At 56.9% G+C, this 17127-nt stretch carries 13 protein-coding genes and 1 pseudogene; 9 read left to right on the top strand and 5 right to left on the bottom strand.

Annotated features, from left to right (window positions below):
- Positions 1-676: 676 nt before the first annotated feature.
- The 4 genes and pseudogenes from QTL96_RS31355 to QTL96_RS28965 form a co-directional block, all read right to left on the bottom strand.
- The gene (locus tag QTL96_RS31355) at positions 677-1060 is read right to left on the bottom strand and encodes a hypothetical protein (protein ID WP_354669157.1); all 384 of its coding nucleotides are present in this window, start codon (positions 1058-1060) and stop codon (positions 677-679) included.
- Positions 1061-1156: 96 nt separating this feature from the next.
- A complete protein-coding gene (locus QTL96_RS31350; protein WP_354669156.1) occupies positions 1157-2596 on the bottom strand; it encodes a mechanosensitive ion channel domain-containing protein in 1440 nt (479 codons plus the stop codon).
- 87 nt (positions 2597-2683) lie between these two features.
- Positions 2684-3604, bottom strand: a complete 921-nt coding sequence (locus tag QTL96_RS28970; RefSeq protein WP_113197074.1) for an MBL fold metallo-hydrolase — start codon at positions 3602-3604, stop codon at positions 2684-2686.
- A 331-nt stretch (positions 3605-3935) separates the two neighbouring features.
- Positions 3936-4037, bottom strand: a pseudogene (locus tag QTL96_RS28965) (carboxymuconolactone decarboxylase family protein); the annotation flags it as partial.
- Positions 4038-4281: 244 nt separating this feature from the next.
- Here QTL96_RS28965 and QTL96_RS28960 point away from each other — a divergent pair.
- From QTL96_RS28960 to QTL96_RS28930, 7 genes are all read left to right on the top strand, one after another.
- Positions 4282-5037: an SDR family oxidoreductase gene (locus QTL96_RS28960; protein WP_289730156.1), complete on the top strand. Its 756-nt coding sequence runs from the start codon at positions 4282-4284 to the stop codon at positions 5035-5037.
- 67 nt (positions 5038-5104) lie between these two features.
- Complete coding sequence (locus tag QTL96_RS28955) at positions 5105-5521, top strand: cupin domain-containing protein (RefSeq protein WP_113197072.1); 417 nt, start codon at positions 5105-5107, stop codon at positions 5519-5521.
- Positions 5522-5544: 23 nt separating this feature from the next.
- Positions 5545-6270: a hypothetical protein gene (locus QTL96_RS28950; RefSeq protein ID WP_354669155.1), complete on the top strand. Its 726-nt coding sequence runs from the start codon at positions 5545-5547 to the stop codon at positions 6268-6270.
- A 479-nt stretch (positions 6271-6749) separates the two neighbouring features.
- Positions 6750-11138, top strand: coding sequence for a PAS domain-containing protein (locus tag QTL96_RS28945; RefSeq protein ID WP_289730155.1), 4389 nt, complete (start codon positions 6750-6752; stop codon positions 11136-11138).
- Positions 11135-11776: a response regulator gene (locus QTL96_RS28940; protein ID WP_289730154.1), complete on the top strand. Its 642-nt coding sequence runs from the start codon at positions 11135-11137 to the stop codon at positions 11774-11776. Before QTL96_RS28945 ends, QTL96_RS28940 begins: the two co-directional genes overlap by 4 nt.
- Positions 11777-11778: 2 nt before the next feature.
- Positions 11779-12156, top strand: a complete 378-nt coding sequence (locus QTL96_RS28935) for a response regulator (protein ID WP_289730153.1) — start codon at positions 11779-11781, stop codon at positions 12154-12156.
- A gap of 1 nt (position 12157) precedes the next feature.
- Positions 12158-12847, top strand: a complete 690-nt coding sequence (locus QTL96_RS28930; protein WP_113197103.1) for a response regulator transcription factor — start codon at positions 12158-12160, stop codon at positions 12845-12847.
- Positions 12848-12879: 32 nt separating this feature from the next.
- Here the strand turns inward: QTL96_RS28930 and QTL96_RS28925 are convergent, their stop codons facing one another.
- Positions 12880-13776: a LysR family transcriptional regulator gene (locus QTL96_RS28925; protein ID WP_113197069.1), complete on the bottom strand. Its 897-nt coding sequence runs from the start codon at positions 13774-13776 to the stop codon at positions 12880-12882.
- Between the two features lie 95 nt (positions 13777-13871).
- Here QTL96_RS28925 and QTL96_RS28920 point away from each other — a divergent pair, with 95 nt between their 5' ends.
- Positions 13872-14621: a glucose 1-dehydrogenase gene (locus QTL96_RS28920; protein ID WP_289730152.1), complete on the top strand. Its 750-nt coding sequence runs from the start codon at positions 13872-13874 to the stop codon at positions 14619-14621.
- A gap of 678 nt (positions 14622-15299) precedes the next feature.
- Positions 15300-17090, top strand: a complete 1791-nt coding sequence (locus QTL96_RS28915) for an ABC transporter ATP-binding protein (protein WP_289730151.1) — start codon at positions 15300-15302, stop codon at positions 17088-17090.
- Positions 17091-17127 lie beyond the last annotated feature (37 nt).

Genomic DNA, 17127 nt, shown 5'->3' with positions numbered 1-17127 from the left:
GGCCTGGCCACGCGCTACGACCGCCGCCCTGACAATTACCTTGCTGCACTGAAACTCGTTGCGACACGAATTTGGATCAATTCAGTTTGCGAGTCCACGTCCTAGGCAACCACCATGCCGCCGCTCGGGATGGTCGACGGGAACTCGAAGCAAGCTGGTGCACGAGCAAGGACCGAGCTACGTCACCGCTTGATCGGATCGCTTCAATCCGCACAGGCATCTATGGCCGGTGTCGTCACCCACATGTGAGTATCAATGAACTCGATAATCGCTGGATAAACGTTCCGTTGCGAAGGTGATGGCAAACTTGCGTTCACCCACCCAATTTTGTCCACCACTGGCTTGGGCCACTCCGTCAGGCGCGACGAACCTAAAAGACATCAATGAGGATCATTTCTGCTAGATTGATCCGTCTTGTTATGATTATTGGGATGTTTTCTCTATATTTCTCCACTTTCGGTTGCCGTGTCCAATTCACTGCCTTCTGGGCACCCTTAGAAAATGCGGTGGCGGGCTCGGGTTTGCCATGAAGATCCGGCTCGCCAAAATGAAGACTGTGGTCCTCTCCAGATTGGCTTCAGTCGGAAATGGCGCTCACGCGGTCCAGCCTTGGCGTGTATCTCGAAACATTACCCAAATAGCCAACCGCGTGACATTTGCTCTGACGTGGTAAGCTCTAAATGTGCTTCTCCTGTGTATGGGTAGGCGTAAGGCTATTGCCCCGACCACCTTGCGCGTTCCCGTAGGTACCAAGCTGGACGGTCGGGTGGGCGAAGCTAACTCCGTTTTCCAAAAAGACTTCACGGATCATTGCCTGCGCACTGCGACGGATTAGAGATTGGTTGCCTGGTACAGCGGTAAAGGTGAAGCTTACTTCGATACCAAAGTCGCCGATCTGCTCAACACCCTTCAATTTTAGGGGCTCAAGTATGAGAGCCCCTATCTCCGGATCCTCAAGCAATATTGCACCGACATCTCGGGCCAGCTTCTTCGCCTTTTGGATATCGGCGTCCAAGCCCAGGCGAAGGGAAAACGTGTCGATCGCCCAGTCGCGACTCATGTTCTGTACTGCCCCGAGTTCGCCGAACGGGACCGTGAAGATTGGCCCCCGATGGTGTCGCAGACGAACGGAGCGGAGACTGAAAGATTCCACCGTTCACATGTAGCTCCCGCTTTGGATATATTCGCCAACGCGGAAGGCGTCATCCATCAGATAGAAAATCCCACTAATAATGTCTTTGACCAGGGTCTGCGATCCAAAGCCAATTGCGACGCCGAAAATTCCGGCACCGGCAATCAGTGGCCCCACTTCTATTCCCATCTCAGCCAGAACCGTGAGGATGGTAATAACGAAGACCAGCGCGGCGAGGCCGTTGCGAAAGATAGGCAGGAGCGTGCGCAGTCTTGCCCTGTGCGCGATCTCGGATCGGGAAAGATGACCATCACTGAGAACGGATGAGAGTTTGCGGTCGATCATCACGCGGGCAACGTTCCAGCCGAGGTCGGCTGCTAGGAGAACGAGCAAACTCTTCAGCAGACCGAGGATAAATATGTCGAGCAGAGAGTGGAGACGCTCGGAGCCGTTGGGATAGATTTGCCATACTCCCACGAGCCAGAGAACCGCTACCGAAACGACGATCGCTCTGAAACCACGCTCGGAGATAGCCGCGGCGACGCTGCTGTCCCCGCTCCTTGGCCAATGAGTTTCCCCATAGGTCTTCCCAAGCCGGCTGGCGAGCGGCAAAACAATTGGAAAAGCAATCGCGTAGATGCCAAGCCAAAAAACGATATGCAACCCTGCGAACCAACAAAACCATAAGGCTAACAGGCCCACGGTTCGCAGGATTTTGCGGCGCAAAACATGCTTGCCCGAAGTTACACGGTGGCGCCACACGGCTTCCGAAGAGACGACTAGAAGCAGAATGGAAAACATCACTGACACGCAGCGCATGGAATCAGGGTCCACCGATAGCGTGGTCCCGCAAGCATTCGTAGTAAGTGCGAAGATGAAAATTGCTACAAACAGCATTGATCGTCTGAACATGAAATTGGTGAGAGCGCCCGATGTAAAAGCCATCGCGCAAATGGCCCAGGCCAGCCGAAATCCGATCGCGCCGAGTCCATAGATGAACAGGACAGCGCCCGTCAGGGGTGGCCAATCCGGGACGATATACACAATCCCGCTGACAAGTGTGAAGGACATGAGTGGCAGGAGTTCCATCACGCCATGCTTGGCAGACTGATGCTCGCGCCAGGCTCGGTGCTGGAGGGACCTAGCACTCCACTCCATTGCGATGCCGACGAGCGAGACGAACATGCGTATCACACCAACAGGCCAAATGCCGGCTTTTGCAGCTTCGCTTTCGACGCGGACGATGGCTACGGACAGCGCACTGGGCACTCTCGGGAGGGCGACGAGCAGCCGATGGGCGTTGGAATGAACCGCCTCCTGCCAATCGAGAATAAGGGGTAGCGCGATGGTCGGCGGTTCAGTTTCAATTTTGGCCTGTTCCGACCTCTGTTGTGCGTCTGCCTTCGGCGAGAAGGCCGCAGTGGTGGCTAGAACTGCGACTACGAGGATGGATTTGCCAGACATGGAATGTCCCGGTGAATGAATGGGAAACACATGCGTTTTGTGTGAACGTATGGCGGCAATTGCGCCGCCATACTGCCTGAGAGGTGATCAATAATCCCAGAATACAGGCACCCAGCGGAACGCTTCTCCATCGATTGCAACTCGGCCAACTGAGGGGAATGGCAGATGAGTTGCCACGAGCTGTTCGCCGGTTTCCGCCAGCTCGCGCAAGAGCCGGATCCTAACCCGCGCGGCCTCTTCGGGGTCATGCTCGAAACCATTGAACCAGTCGGGATGGTCGAAGCCAACGGCGAAGACGGCGTCTCCCGCGAAGGTGAGCCTGTCGCCACCGGAGGCCATTCGAACAATGCTGTGGCCCGGTGTGTGGCCACCAGTACGACGCACCACGACGCCCGGTGCCACTTCGCATTCATCCTCGAAGAGACGCAAATAGTCGCGATACTCTTGGGCGAAGTGCTTAGCCGTTGCCCGAAGCGCATCCGGAAATCCGGGAGGCATGGACACGTGAGTGAAATCCGGATCCTCCCAGAATTTGACCTCCGCAGCAGCCACATGGATGCGCAAATCTGAACGCAAGCGTTCCTTTACGCCATCAACAAGCAATCCCCCGATGTGGTCCATGTGCATATGGGTCAGCACGACATCAGTTACCATTGCAAGGTCGATGCCAGCGGCATCCAATCGCTGGACGACTTGCCCGGCGCGCGGAAGATTAAGATCCGGATCCAGGCCCAAACCAGCATCAATGAGGACAGTCTGATCGCCACTGCGCACTAGAACCACATTCAGTGACCAATCGAACGCGTCGGTCGGCAGAAACATGTCATCTAGCCAGGCGGCTCGCACACCAGGATCGGCATTGTGTCCGAGCATCGCTGTTGGAAGTGGCAATACGCCGTCGCTGATGACAAGTACGTCGATCTCGCCAATCCGCACAGCGTATCGCGAGGGCACCAGCTCTTCGCGTCTTGTTTTCTCATGTGTTGGAACAGTCGTGTTTAAATTCATGCTAGCCTCCTGCTGATTATTGGTTGAGGTTTCATTTTTGTTTCTAGGCAGGATGTGCTCCTGCTCTGCGTGATCGAGGGGTCTCGAACGACACCCGGAAATTACGACTGCGCTGGGAGGGGGTCGAGCTACGCCGAGGGATAGGATGACCTCTGCGTAGGTAAACCAGAGCACTGCTTTGGTATTGAGAGCGACGCTGCGAGCCCATTTCGCTCGTCTAACGAAACAGAAATCTGCACGCCCATGGCCGGGCCTCGCAACGTCGGCATCTGATCTCTTCCCTGACCCGAAGCAACGCCGGGCGACGACACTCGCCCTGCGTTACCGAATATCAGCTGGCCCTATGATCGGCGGGGTGCTGCAGCCGAAAGCCGATTGCCAACCGGTTCCAGGCATTGATCATCGCGATCCCGATTGAAAGCGCTACGAGCTTATGCGGGCTCATCCATCTGGTCGCGCAGTGCACTTTCCTATCGCGAAATTCAGAGCATCCGGCCCAACACCGCTGGGCCTCCCATCCTTCGGCACACTAATACCTATCCTTCGGGACAGGTGAACCGCGCCCCCGGCAGAATGGCTCTCAGTGACAATCAGCCCCATTGTTGTGGCATCGGCGAACGTCCGGACGGGCCGCGAGCTGCTTTTCAAACGAATGTCGCATGCAAAGGAGAGAAGAAATGAAAATTGTTGTTATTGGTGGTACCGGTCTTATCGGCTCGAAAACCGTGGAAAGACTGCTTTCAAAGGGCCATGATGTCCTCGCTGCCTCCCCGAATTCAGGTGTCGATACGCTGACGGGCAAGGGCGTTGCCGAAGCGCTGGCGGGTGCAAAGGTAGTTATCGACCTGGCCAATTCGCCCTCTTTCGCGGACGACGCGGTGATGGAATTCTTTCAGACGGCGGGACACAACCTCCTCAAGGCTGGCGCTGCTGCGGGTGTGGAACATCACATCGCGCTGTCTATCGTGGGCGTCGAACGACTTCCCGGCAGCGGTTACATGCGGGCAAAACTCGCTCAGGAGGAACTGATCAAGTCTTCCGGACTACCCTATACGATCGTGCATTCGACCCAGTTTCTTGAGTTCATCCCCGGCATCGTTCAGTCAGGCACAGTTGATCAGACCGTCCATCTTTCCTCTGCCTATGTGCAGCCGATTTCGTCTGATGACGTCGCTGATACCATGGCTGAGGTCGCGCTTGGCACACCGGTGAATGGCACTATCGAAATTGCCGGTCCGGAAAAATTCCGGCTGAGCGAAGTTGCGGCGCGGTTCATGAAATCGACCAACGACCCACGTCAGGTTGTCGCAGATCCGCATGCTCGCTATTTCGGCACGGAGCTCCTTGATGGCTCACTCGTTCCGGCGGGCAATGCGCGGCTCGGTCGCGTCACATTCGCAGACTGGCTCAACCACTACCAGCCGAGAACCTAACACTTCGCTTGGGGCAGAGCCGACAGTGGAGCTGCCCCCGTTCGCCAGATCACAACAGGAGAACCAGATGTTTCGAACTATTGTCGTAGCAAACCTGCTTGCAGCAGCGCTCGCCGGCGCGGCTGTCGCGCACGACGCTTCAAACGGGGGCTCGAAAGTCACCATCGTATATGACCAGAAACTTCCCAATGTACCGGGCAAAAGCATGAAGGGCGTGCTGGTGGAGTATGCGCCCGGCGGAACATCACCGGCCCACACGCACCCGGACTCGGCCTTTATCTATGCGACGGTTCTTGAAGGAGCGATCCGTAGCAAGGTCAATGATGGTCCCGTCACAAGCTATCGCGCTGGCGAAAGCTTCTCGGAGTTTCCCGGCGACCATCATGCTGTCAGCGAAAACGCGAGTAAGACCAAGCCTGCGCGCCTGCTTGCTATCTTCGTTGTCGACAGCGACGAGCAGAACATAACGATTGACGACAAGTGAGACGAAGCCGGCTGCAATAGTCCATGGGCAATGTGCAGCCGGCCCACCCAACTTTAGATGTCCATTCCCGTATCACCGACCCACAGGCCAATCCAATGAACACAACCAGAGCGACGCGAGCCCTTGCCGGAATTTCTGTGCCCGAGACGCCGCTTATCGAGCGTGCGCTGGACTATGCTCGCGAGGCCTGTGCACCCTATCTTTTCAATCACGTTGTCCGCTCCTGGCTGTTTGCGGAACGGATCGGTCAGCTTCAGGATCTGGACTACGACGCGGAGGTACTGGCCGTTGGGACCCTTCTGCACGACATCACATTGAACGAGGAGTTCGCAGGACCCCGCCGCTTTGAAGTGGAGGCAGCCGATCTGGCGCGTGATTTTGCAGCAGGTGCCGGGGTTGGTAAACAGCGCACCCAGCAAATATGGGATTGCGTCGCTCTCAACGCGACGCCATCGATTGGTCTATACAAAGAGGCGGAAGTAGCTCTGTGTACCGCGGGTATCTGCCTTGACGTTGTCGGCCTGCAATACAGCTTCGTTCCCCTAACGGAGATACAGACAATTGTCTCAGCGTTTCCCCGCCTGGGCATGAAGCGTCAAATGAGTATGTGCTTTTGCCATATCGCCGCAACACACCCCGAAACAACTTATGACAATTTCGTGCGGGATTTCGGGGAACGCCTGGTGCCCGGCTATAAGGCGCCGAGCTCATCGGTCGACCTCTTGGAAGCAGCTCCGTTCGACGAATAATTGGATGTAGGATGATCGCGATGCGCATGCACCGGTTCTGTCTGCGCCCCCCACCGGCCTTATGTTGGAGCAAGCGGAAACATCATTTCATCCACCCTGTTAGTTCCCAACGGCGAGCTAGCCGTGGTTTGCGGCGAATAAGTGAAGGCAGCCGGACTTCTCGGCAGTTCCACTTTTGCTCGCCACTTGTCGCCGATGAATTGACCGGGCCTCCTGAACACAAGCATGACTGGGGATTGGGCGAGACGACGTGGTAGCCGATGCTGGCGACAAGTTTCGCCCGCATATCGCGCTCGTTGACCGTCCTCGATTTTCCGGTGCGGCAACCCGGCACCCGGGTACCAATACATGGATTTCCATAAGTTGCAGTCACGCGGTCAGATGACTACGGTGTGGTGTGGGCTTGCCGGCGTTGCGTTGAGATTTTCCCGACATGAAAGGCAGGCGATCCGAACCCTTTGATGCCGTAGGAGCAACCTATGACGCTTGTCTGGTCGTACCGCCCCAAACTCCTGCATCTTTGCTTGTTCTGTGTAGCCTACATTATAGGCTGCGGCTTTGCCCAAGCCCTTGCAATTGTACCGGGAACAGGCATTTCCATCTGGCCTCCGGGCGGACTTTTCATTGCAACGCTCATCGTTGCCCATCCCCGGACGTGGCCTTGGTGGGTTTTGGCCGGCTGCTTGGCGGAGCTGGTCAGCAATTTAATGTGGTTTCAAAGTCCCTTGGCCGCAGCCGTTCTCATTTACGTTGGCAACGCGTTGGGAGCCACGGTTGGCGCCTGGCTCTTGAGCCGGGCTTCAAGACATCCCGTACGACTTGAAACCTTGGAAGAAGTGCTCGTTTTCATTGTCGTGTGCGCGGGTATTGGGCCCCTCATCAGCGCGACCGTCGGCAGTGCTTCGCTTGCCTGGTTCGGCATATTGTCGCAAACGTTTGTCGGAGCCTGGCCGCTATGGTGGATTGGGGATGCTACTGGAGTACTCATTGTAGCCCCGCTCGCATTGACCGTATTCCAGAGCTGGCATCGCAAGGCCGAGCTTTCCAAGGCAAGGTGGGCAGAGGCGGCGCTTCTCGGGCTTGTCTTCCTTATCGTCGCTGCGCTCTCACTGGGTGGCTACCTGCCATTTGCCTACATCGTCATGCCACCACTTCTCTGGGCAGCTGTGCGTTTCGAATTCAAGGGCGCGGTTGTGTCGCTTGCTCTTCTCGCACTCATAACCGCGATCTTCACGATAGCAGGCGCAAGTCCATTCGTGGGCGATGCCGAAACACAGCGCCACAGGCAGATTATGCTGCAGCTCTTCCTTGCTATCTCGGCGTTTTCAGCGCTCATCGTAGCTGCCATATCCCATCAGCACCAAGCAGCCCTTCGCACGCTCCGCCAAAGCGTCGAAGCCTTACGCGATCGAGAAAGAGAACTCGAGCAGATCGTCAATATGGTTCCAGTTCACATCAGGCGTCTCACGCCACAGGGCGAGCCAACGTTTTTCAACAGACGCCTGATCGACTTTTTCGGACTAGACTTGGAACAGCTTAAGAAACCGGGTGCAAGCCAGCTGGCAACCAACATAGAAACCCTCGTGCACACCGATGATGCACCTGACCTCTTGCAAGCGGTGAAGCATGCGATCGCGACAGGAGAACCCTATTCCCTGAAGTACAGAATGCGTCGAGCAGATGGCGAATATCGCTGGGTAGACGGTCGAGCAGAACCTCTGCGCGACGAGGACGGAACAATTATACAATGGTTTGCCATCTCAATCGACATCGATGACGAAGTACGCGCCCAAGAAGCGCTACGGCTACGCGAACGGGAGCTCCAGACACTCATCGATGCGGTGCCGGCCATGATCTGGACTGCAAAACCCGACGGAACGCCAACATACCTGAACAAGCGATACACCGATACAACCGGAGCCAGCCTCGACAATTTTACCGCTAATGGCGGCACGGCGGCGTTTCCACTGAACGTCATCCATCCAGATGATGTGTTGATTAGGGCGCAGGTGCGAACCCGCGCATTTGAAACGGGTATGCCTTATTTCGTCCAGTATCGCCACATCCGGCGAGATGGTTCCTATCGCTGGACTGAGACACGTGCTGAACCACTCCACGACGACAAGGGCGCTATTCTTGCGTGGTACGCTGTCAGTGTCGACATTCATGAGATGGTCACGGCTCAGGAGGCATTGCGCGGCAGAGAGCGCGAGCTCTCGCAACTCGTTGACATGGTGCCAAGCCTTCTTTGGAGGCTTGATGCCCATGGTCAACCCACCTTCTTCAACAAACGGATGATGGATTTTCTGGGCATCGACCCGGTTGACGCGGGCGGGCTCGGTATCGACCAGATGTCGGCGATCTTCGAGGCGGCTGTCCATCCTGAAGACGCCCCTTCGCGGGCGGAAGCACTGCGATGCAGCCTTGCCACCGGCGAACACTTTGCCATGAACTACCGGCTTCGTCGCGCCGACGGCGTCTATCGCTGGATGTCGGGACGCGCCGAGCCAATGCGCGACGAGAAAGGTCACATTGTACAGTGGTATGGTCTTTCGCACGATATAGACGAACAGACGCGCCTTTATAGCGACATTGCCGAGCGCGAGGCGCGAATTCGAAGACTAATAGATTCAGATATTATCGGGATCGTCATATGGGATCTGGACGGTACGCTGATTGATGCCAACGATGCCTTTTTGCGCATGGTTCAGTACGATCGGGCGGATGTCGACGCTGGCCTTCGATGGTTCGACATGACGCCCGCAGACTGGCAGGACGTGCACGCCCGCGAAGAGGCCGACGAACTTGCTGCCACAGGCAAGATGCAAGCCCGAGAGAAAGAATATTTCAGGAAGGATGGCAGCCGCGTGCCCGTCCTTATCGGCGCCGCGTGCTTTGAGGGTCAATCCCGGCAAGGTGTCGCCTATATCCTGGATTTGACCGAACATAAACGGGCAGAAGCGGCGCTCCGCAGCCGGGAACACGAGCTTTCACTCCTCGTAGACATGGTTCCGAGTTACCTCTGGCGGATCTCACCCGAAGGCATTCCTGTATTCTTTAACAGGAGACTTGTCGATTTCCTGGGCCTGGACGTGGCGGATCTTGATATGCCTGGCATGAACCGCCTTGACGCATTCATACAAGGCGCGATCCATCCAAATGACGCAGTTGCGGTTGCCGACGCGGTGGAAAGGTCATTGGTTACCGGCGAACTGCTTTCGATGAAATGGCGGATGCGCAGAACTGACGGGACGTTTCGGTGGATGGCGGCGAGCGCGGAAGCCTTACGCGATCCGGACGGAAGTATCGTTCAGTGGTACGGTCTGTGCCACGACATCGATGATCAGCTGCAGAATGAGCAGGCCCTACGCAACAGCAAGCAGCAGCTGGAGCAGATGATTGACGCTGTGCCCATCAACATCCTTAGTTACGATCCCGCTGGCAAGCTCACCTCCACTAGCAAGCGCTATCTTGATAGCGTCGGAGTACCGCCCGATCATGTAAAGGATTTCGAGGCTCTTGCCCGACACCTGACCCACCCGGATGACCTTCAAGTCATGCTTCAGAGAGCGCTTAATGGCTTTGCGACAGGAACGCCTTTCGTTAATCGCTTTCGGCGGCGCTCCAAAGATGGTTCCTATCCTTGGATCGAGGCGCGTGCACAGCCTCTGCGTGATACCTCTGGCGCGATCGTGCAATGGTATCAGGTTTCGATCGACATCGAAGATGAAATGCGGGCGCAGGAAGCACTCCGGGAAAGCGAGCTGCAACTGAGACAGCTCGTGGATGCTCTTCCGATACAAATCTGGGCCGCAGCTGCCGATGGCGAACCGTCCTATCTTAACAAACGTCTGGCGGATTATGTCGGCCTTGAACTGACGGACCTAAGTTCTCCCGAGACAAGTCGCTTACAGATGGCCATCCAGAATTCGGTCCATCCAAACGATGCACCCTCCGTCGGCCGTGCCCTCATGCATTCATTCACGACGGGCGAGACTTTCACAATGAAATATCGGCAGCGCAGGGCCGATGGTGCCTACCGCTGGATCAACGGGCGCGCCGAGCCCTTGCGTGATGCAGATGGAACGATCTTGCAGTGGTACGGCGTCAGTTTCGACATTGATGCCGACGTGCGTACTCAGGAAGAATTGCGTCAGACACAAGAAAGACTGGCGGTCGCTTCACAGGCAGCGAGCCTTGCTGAGCTCTCGGCCTCTATCGCCCATGAGGTAAATCAGCCGTTGGCTGCTATCGTCGCCAACTCCCACGCCTGCCATCGTTGGCTATCCGGAGATCCACCGAATGTCGACCGGGCAAAGCTGGTTGCCGAGCGCATCATTCGTGATGCGAACTCAGCTGCTGACGTGGTGAGCCGTGTGCGAGCCTTATTCAGTCAGTCAGCGGAGACAAGGATCGTCACATCTCTAACAGGCGTGATCGAAGAAGCGCGCGACCTCATGGTCGAAGAAGCGGTGCGCAATCGCGTTCGAATTGACATTGACGTCGAACGCCACCTCCCACAGGTCTACTTGGATCCCGTACAGGTTCAGCAAGTTCTGATCAATCTGATCCGCAACGGGATGGACGCGATGCATTCAAACGAGAAGGACAAAACTGTTGAAATACGCGCCCTACGGATGGGCAATGAGGTTCAGACTGAAGTTTGCGACCGCGGACCAGGCATTCAGTTTCCAGACAGAATATTTGAGCCATTTTTCACAACAAAGGAGCATGGAATGGGCATGGGACTCGCCATTTGCCGCTCGATCGTCGAGTCACATGGCGGACGGCTCTGGGCGGAAAACACTGAACCAGAGGGTGCGAAGTTCGTCTTTACGTTGCCGATCTCAACGAAAGCGATGCAATGACCGAAGATGAGCACATTGTATTCATCGTGGACGACGACGAGCGTATTCGAGAAGCGCTGGAAGAGCTTCTCGAATCTCATGGCATACGCGCTATGGCGTTCGGCTCGGCTGGCGGGTATGTCAATGCGGAGAAGCCCGATATCCCGGCTTGTCTCATTCTCGATGTCGAACTTCCTGATATCAATGGACTGGACCTACAGCGTCAGATCGCCGAGGTGGACCATCCCCCGATTGTTTTCATCACGGGACACGCGGACATTCCATCGACGGTACGCGCGATCAAGCATGGAGCGGTCGATTTTCTGACCAAGCCCTTTAGCGATGCCGAACTCATGGGCGCAGTCTACGCAGCCGTGTCGGAAGACAGGAAGAGACGGACGGAACGAACCGATCTCCACCAGCTGAGGCAAAGATATCTCGATCTCACCCCCAGGGAACGCGAGGTGCTGCCGTTGGTGATCAGTGGCCTACTCAACAAGCAAGCCGCATCAGAATTGGGAATCAGCGAGGTCACGTTGCAAGTTCACCGACGGAACGTGATGCAAAAAATGGGAGCGGCGTCGTTGGCCGATCTTGTCAGGATGGCGGAGCGATTGGAGATACCAATCACCCACACGCGCCGCACAAGAGGAAATTAGGGATGGAGAATACCAGACCGATGATCGCTGTTGTCGATGACGATCCAAGGCTGCTTGAATCGCTTGGAGAATTGCTGGAATCCGCTGGCTTTAACCCATGCTGCTTCCGATCGGCTGAGCATTTGCTCGTTCATGGCCTCTCGGACTTGGATGTCCTAATCACAGACATTGGCATGCCGGGCATAGACGGCTTCGAGCTTCGCGACATCATACGGAAAGCGCGCCCGGAACTGCCCGTTTTTCTAGTGACAGGCCGCCACGAAATCGCAGACCAGGGGCGCGCCCAGGGGATCAGTGGTTTTTTCCGAAAGCCCTTCGACGCGCCATCACTGCTATCAGCAATTGCAGAGGCTTTACGAAAATCGAGGAATGGAGGGTGATATGAGCGTGGAACAACAACCTCGAAGATCGGCGCTGCCTTCGTTGCATCGCCGGCATGAGGCAGAACAACCGGTTGTAATTATTGTGGATGATGACGCTGCGGTTCGAGAAGCTTTATCGGAGCTCGTCCTCTCGGCAGGCTTGCGAGCCGTTAGCTTCGCCTCGACACAGGACGTGCTCGATGACGACATATTGCACAGCCCAGGTTGCCTGATCCTCGATGTCCGCATGCCAGGCGCGAGCGGGCTTCACCTTCAACATCATCTCGCAAGAAGCGGCAACCTGAAGCCAATCATCTTTCTCACTGGACACGGGGACATTCCGATGACCGTGCAAGCGATGAAAGCCGGCGCGGTGGACTTTCTTACCAAGCCGGTTCGGGACCAGACGCTGCTCGATGCGGTCATTACCGGCATCGAATTGGATACGGCGCGCCGCGCTGAAGCGATTGTCGTTAAACGCAACGTTGAGCGCCTGCAAACGTTGACTCATCGCGAGCGTGAGATCCTTTGCGAGGTGGCGCGCGGGCGTCTTAACAAGCAGATCGCTTTCGACCTGCAAATAAGCGAAGTCACGGTAAAGCTGCACCGAGCCAACGCTATGCGCAAAATGGAAGCCGGCTCCATCGGTGATTTGATACGGGCATGGGAAACCATACCGCCGGCAATGCGCGCGGCTGGCTCCTCATGAGGCGGGCCTCAAACAGCTATAGCGGACTAGTCTCACACTGCTTCCAGCAGTTTTGCCTCGCGGGCCATGAAGTCGCAAAAAAGTTTCACGCGCGCGGGCGCAGTCTGGCCAAAGGCGTGAAGGACATTCAGTGGCAGCTTCGGAAATGGTATGGCGGGTGCGAGCAATATGAGGGTGCCGGCGGCCAATTCCTGAGCGACAAGGCAGTGTAGAACGTATGCCGCACCAAGCCCGCTACGAGCGGCATGTATGAGGCCCGCACCAGAATCGCAATCAACGCGCCCGGAGGGAATGAAGCTCATTCCATCCGCCAAACGTAGTGGCTGCGGTATCCCTCCCAGCGAATATCGGGCAAAAGGCATAGCCGCCAAGGCTTCCACAGTTTCAGGAGGCTCCATCCCGTTGATGAAATCCGGGGCTGCAACGACGACCATTGGCAGTTCTGCCAGACGACGAACCATGAGATCTGCCGGCGCGGGATTGCCCACACGAAGCACGACGTCGTAGTCCTCCCGGATCAGATCGACGAACCGATCCGTGAGACCGACATCGAGACGCAAGTTCGGGTGTTCGGACGCAAAACCGTCAAACAGGCGCGGCAGCAGTAGCGGCGCGAACTCACTCGGCATACTGATCCGAAGGCGACCCGAAGGCGTGATCTCGGATCGGATAGCCTCATCGCTGGAATCCAGATCCCGCAGCAACGGCGCGACTCGTTCGAAGAGGATGTGACCGTCTTGGGTAAGGGTAAGCGCACGCGTGGAACGCAGGAAAAGGCGCGCGCCGATCTTCTTTTCCAGTCGCGCCACACTCTTCGAGATCGCCGAAGGCGTCGTCTGCAGATCGCGAGCCGCTGCACTGAATGAGCCGGCCTCTACCGTCCGCACAAAGGCCATCAATCCCGACGTTTCGCTCAGCAGGTTTGGCATTCGCACCTCCGCGGCACAGATCATGTGCCTGTTTACCAACTAACGGCGAAGGGTGGGAGCATTTATCTGAGCTGTTGTTCAAAGGAGACAAGAAAATGCATCATCTCAGAGACAAGGTAGCAGTCATCACGGGCGGTAACAGCGGGATCGGCAAGGCAACCGCCCAGCTTTTCGCACAAGAAGGAGCCCAGGTCATCATTACTGGCCGACGTCAGGATGTCGTTGACAACGCAGTGAACGAAATCGGGCACTCTGCTGTCGGATTCGTCGGGAGTGTCGATAGTCTCGACGATCATCGCAAGCTTGCAGAACTCGTCGAAAGCCGTTTCGGCGGGCTTGATATCTACATGGCCAATGCAGGTGTCATCAATCTCACTAAATCCGCAGACGTAACACCGGATGATTACGACCGGCATTTCGCCATAAACACGCGAGGCGTTTTCTTCGGCGTACAAACGATTGCGCCACTGATCCGCAATGGCGGCAGCATTATCGTGACGAGTTCACTTGCGGCTACGAAGTTTTTGCCGGATCACACTGTCTATGCAGCTTCCAAAGCGGCCACCGCCGCGTTTGCGAAGAACTGGGCAATGGAGTTCAAGGCGAGACGGATTCGGGTCAACATTCTGAGCCCCGGCCCGGTCGAGACTGAGATTCTCGCCAAGCTTGGGGTATTGGAAGCCGACCGCCCGAACTTCGAAAAGCAAATGGCCTCGCTCATCCCCGCGGGGCGCTTGGGACGCCCGCTGGAACTGGCGCGCGCCGCCCTCTTCCTCGCATCCGATGCTGGAAGTTTCGTCAACGGGATCGAACTGAACGTCGATGGTGGTATGAACCTCGTCTAAGACGAACGAAAAACGCACTGCCGGACACCGCCACTGGCGAAGAAGTACTGCTTAGCATCGTCGACGTCTTAAAAGCGGTGCTAGGTTCGCAAACCTACCAGGTGTTCGCAGCGATGCTTGTGGCCACGACGACTTTCCCGTGGCCACAGCCGCCTATGCGATCCTTCCATAGGAATACACACAAGACCGCACAGGAAACCAGACTGATACTTCGCAGATCTCCGAACAACCGGAGTAGCGGAGTAGCGAAGCAAACCGTGTTGGCCCGTCCCTTCGCGGTCATGCCGGTGAAGCATATATCGCCTGCGCTCGATCAGCCAATCTTTCAGAAATCCAACAGAACGTCCGGGTGATGTGTCGCCGCGGCATCATTCTCTGCAAAGTAGAAAAGATCTGGTTGGCAAGACCGGATTTGTCCGGTACAAAAAATCTCAACCGATGCACATCAAACAAGGGAGGCGTTGCATGACATTAGCATTCATCGAAAGCCTCCCGTCCGGAATGAACCGACACTAGGTCATTCCAATTCGCGGCCCGCCCAGGGCACGCGGTAACCGGTTTCAACGTCTTTCTCAGCGCCACCGATCTGCCGGGTTTATTTCGTCTTCCGTTCCGGCTGTGTCCATCACTCTCGATTTTGGGGCCGGCCGCCCTTGATATGGCGCCGGACTGGTTAAAATGACTCGCAAGAAGTTCGACTTCCGTGCAGATGCCTATCGTAACGTGCTCGGCTTTGTATTTCGTCAATGGACGCATCGCCCTGCCCTCGTCGGCAATATTATCCTGCTGGTCGTTGCCAGCACCCTCGCCGAAGTTCTGGTTCCGGTCTTTTCCGGCCGGATCGTCGATGCTATCGCCGGCGGTAACGCGGCCGATGGCGCAATCCGCGCCTTCGTTATCGTCGTGGCGCTCGGCATAACCAGCGTCGTGCTGCGCTGGTTCATCTTCAACGGTATCATTCGACTAACGCTTCGCATCATGGCAGATGTCGCCAATAGCGGCTTCCACAAGGTCCAGCGCTTCTCCACTGACTGGCATGCCAACAGCTTCGCCGGCTCCACGGTGCGCAAGATTACACGCGGCATGTGGGCGCTCGATGCGCTGAACGACTTGCTGTTGGTGGCCTTGCTACCATCGGTCGTGATGCTCGCCGGCGCCAGCATCGTGCTCGGCAGCTATTGGCCGGTCATGGGGCTCATTGTCGCGGCCGGGTCGTTGATCTACATCTCCGTCACCGTCTTGCTTTCAATGGGTTACGTCTCGCCTGCGGCCAAGCTCGCGAATGCCTGGGATACCAAGCTCGGCGGCGCGCTTGCTGACGCGATCAGTTGCAACTCTGTGGTTAAGGCTTTTGGCGCCGAACACCGCGAGCAAGACCGCCTTAGCCACGTTCTCGCCAAATGGGATAGTCGTACGCGGCGGACCTGGCAGCGCGGCACGCTGAACGGCACGATCCAGGGCTTCATGATGGTTTCGATGCAAGCAGGCATCCTCGGCACCGGTCTCGTCATGTGGCAGAAGGGCCTTGCAACGCCAGGCGATATCACCTTCGTGCTGGCGATGTTCTTCGTCTTGCAAGGGTATCTGCGCTCCGTCGGACAGGATATCCGCAACCTGCAGCGCGCCGTCAACGACATGGAGGAGCTGGTACTGCTCGACAAGACGCCGCTTGGTATCGAGGACAGACCGGGTGCCAATGCGATCGCCATCGGTCGGGGCGAAATCATTTTCGATCGCGTCACCTTCCAATATGGCGCACATCCAACGCCGCTCTATGACGACTTCTCCGTCGCCATCAAGCCGGGCGAACGCGTTGGTCTGGTCGGTCATTCGGGATCGGGCAAGACGACTTTCGTCAAGCTGATCCAGCGCCTCTATGACGTCAATTCCGGCTCCATCCGGATCGATGGACAGGACATCGCAAAGGTGACGCAGTCGAGCCTGCGCAGCCAGATAGCCATTGTCCAGCAAGAACCGATCCTGTTCCACCGTACGCTGGCCGAAAACATCGCTTATGGCCGGCCGCAGGCATCGAGGCGCGAGATCGAGGATGCGGCCAAACAGGCGAGCGCCCATCACTTCATCATGGGCCTCCCTAAAGGCTATGAAACGATGGTGGGCGAGCGCGGCGTGAAGCTGTCGGGCGGTGAGCGTCAGCGTGTCGCGATCGCCCGTGCGTTTCTCGCCGACGCGCCTGTGCTGATACTCGACGAAGCAACGTCGAGCCTCGACAGTGAGAGCGAAGTGCAGATCCAGCAGGCGATGGAACGCCTGATGGAAGGCCGTACGACATTGGTGATCGCTCACCGCTTGTCGACCGTCAGGGCACTGGACCGCTTGCTGGTCTTCGACAAGGGTAAGATCGTCGAGGAAGGTGACCACCTGGCGCTGGTGCGCCTGACCGACGGCATCTACCGCCGGCTGTTCGAGCGGCAAGCACTGGAGCTCACCAAAGGCTTGGTAGCATGAACCTGAGACGCCGGAGCAGAGTCCTCCGGTGTCCCGC

This window comes from Rhizobium sp. S163, from assembly GCF_030380805.1.
Lineage (GTDB): Bacteria > Pseudomonadota > Alphaproteobacteria > Rhizobiales > Rhizobiaceae > Rhizobium.
This window is presented reverse-complemented; position numbering and strand designations above follow the sequence as displayed.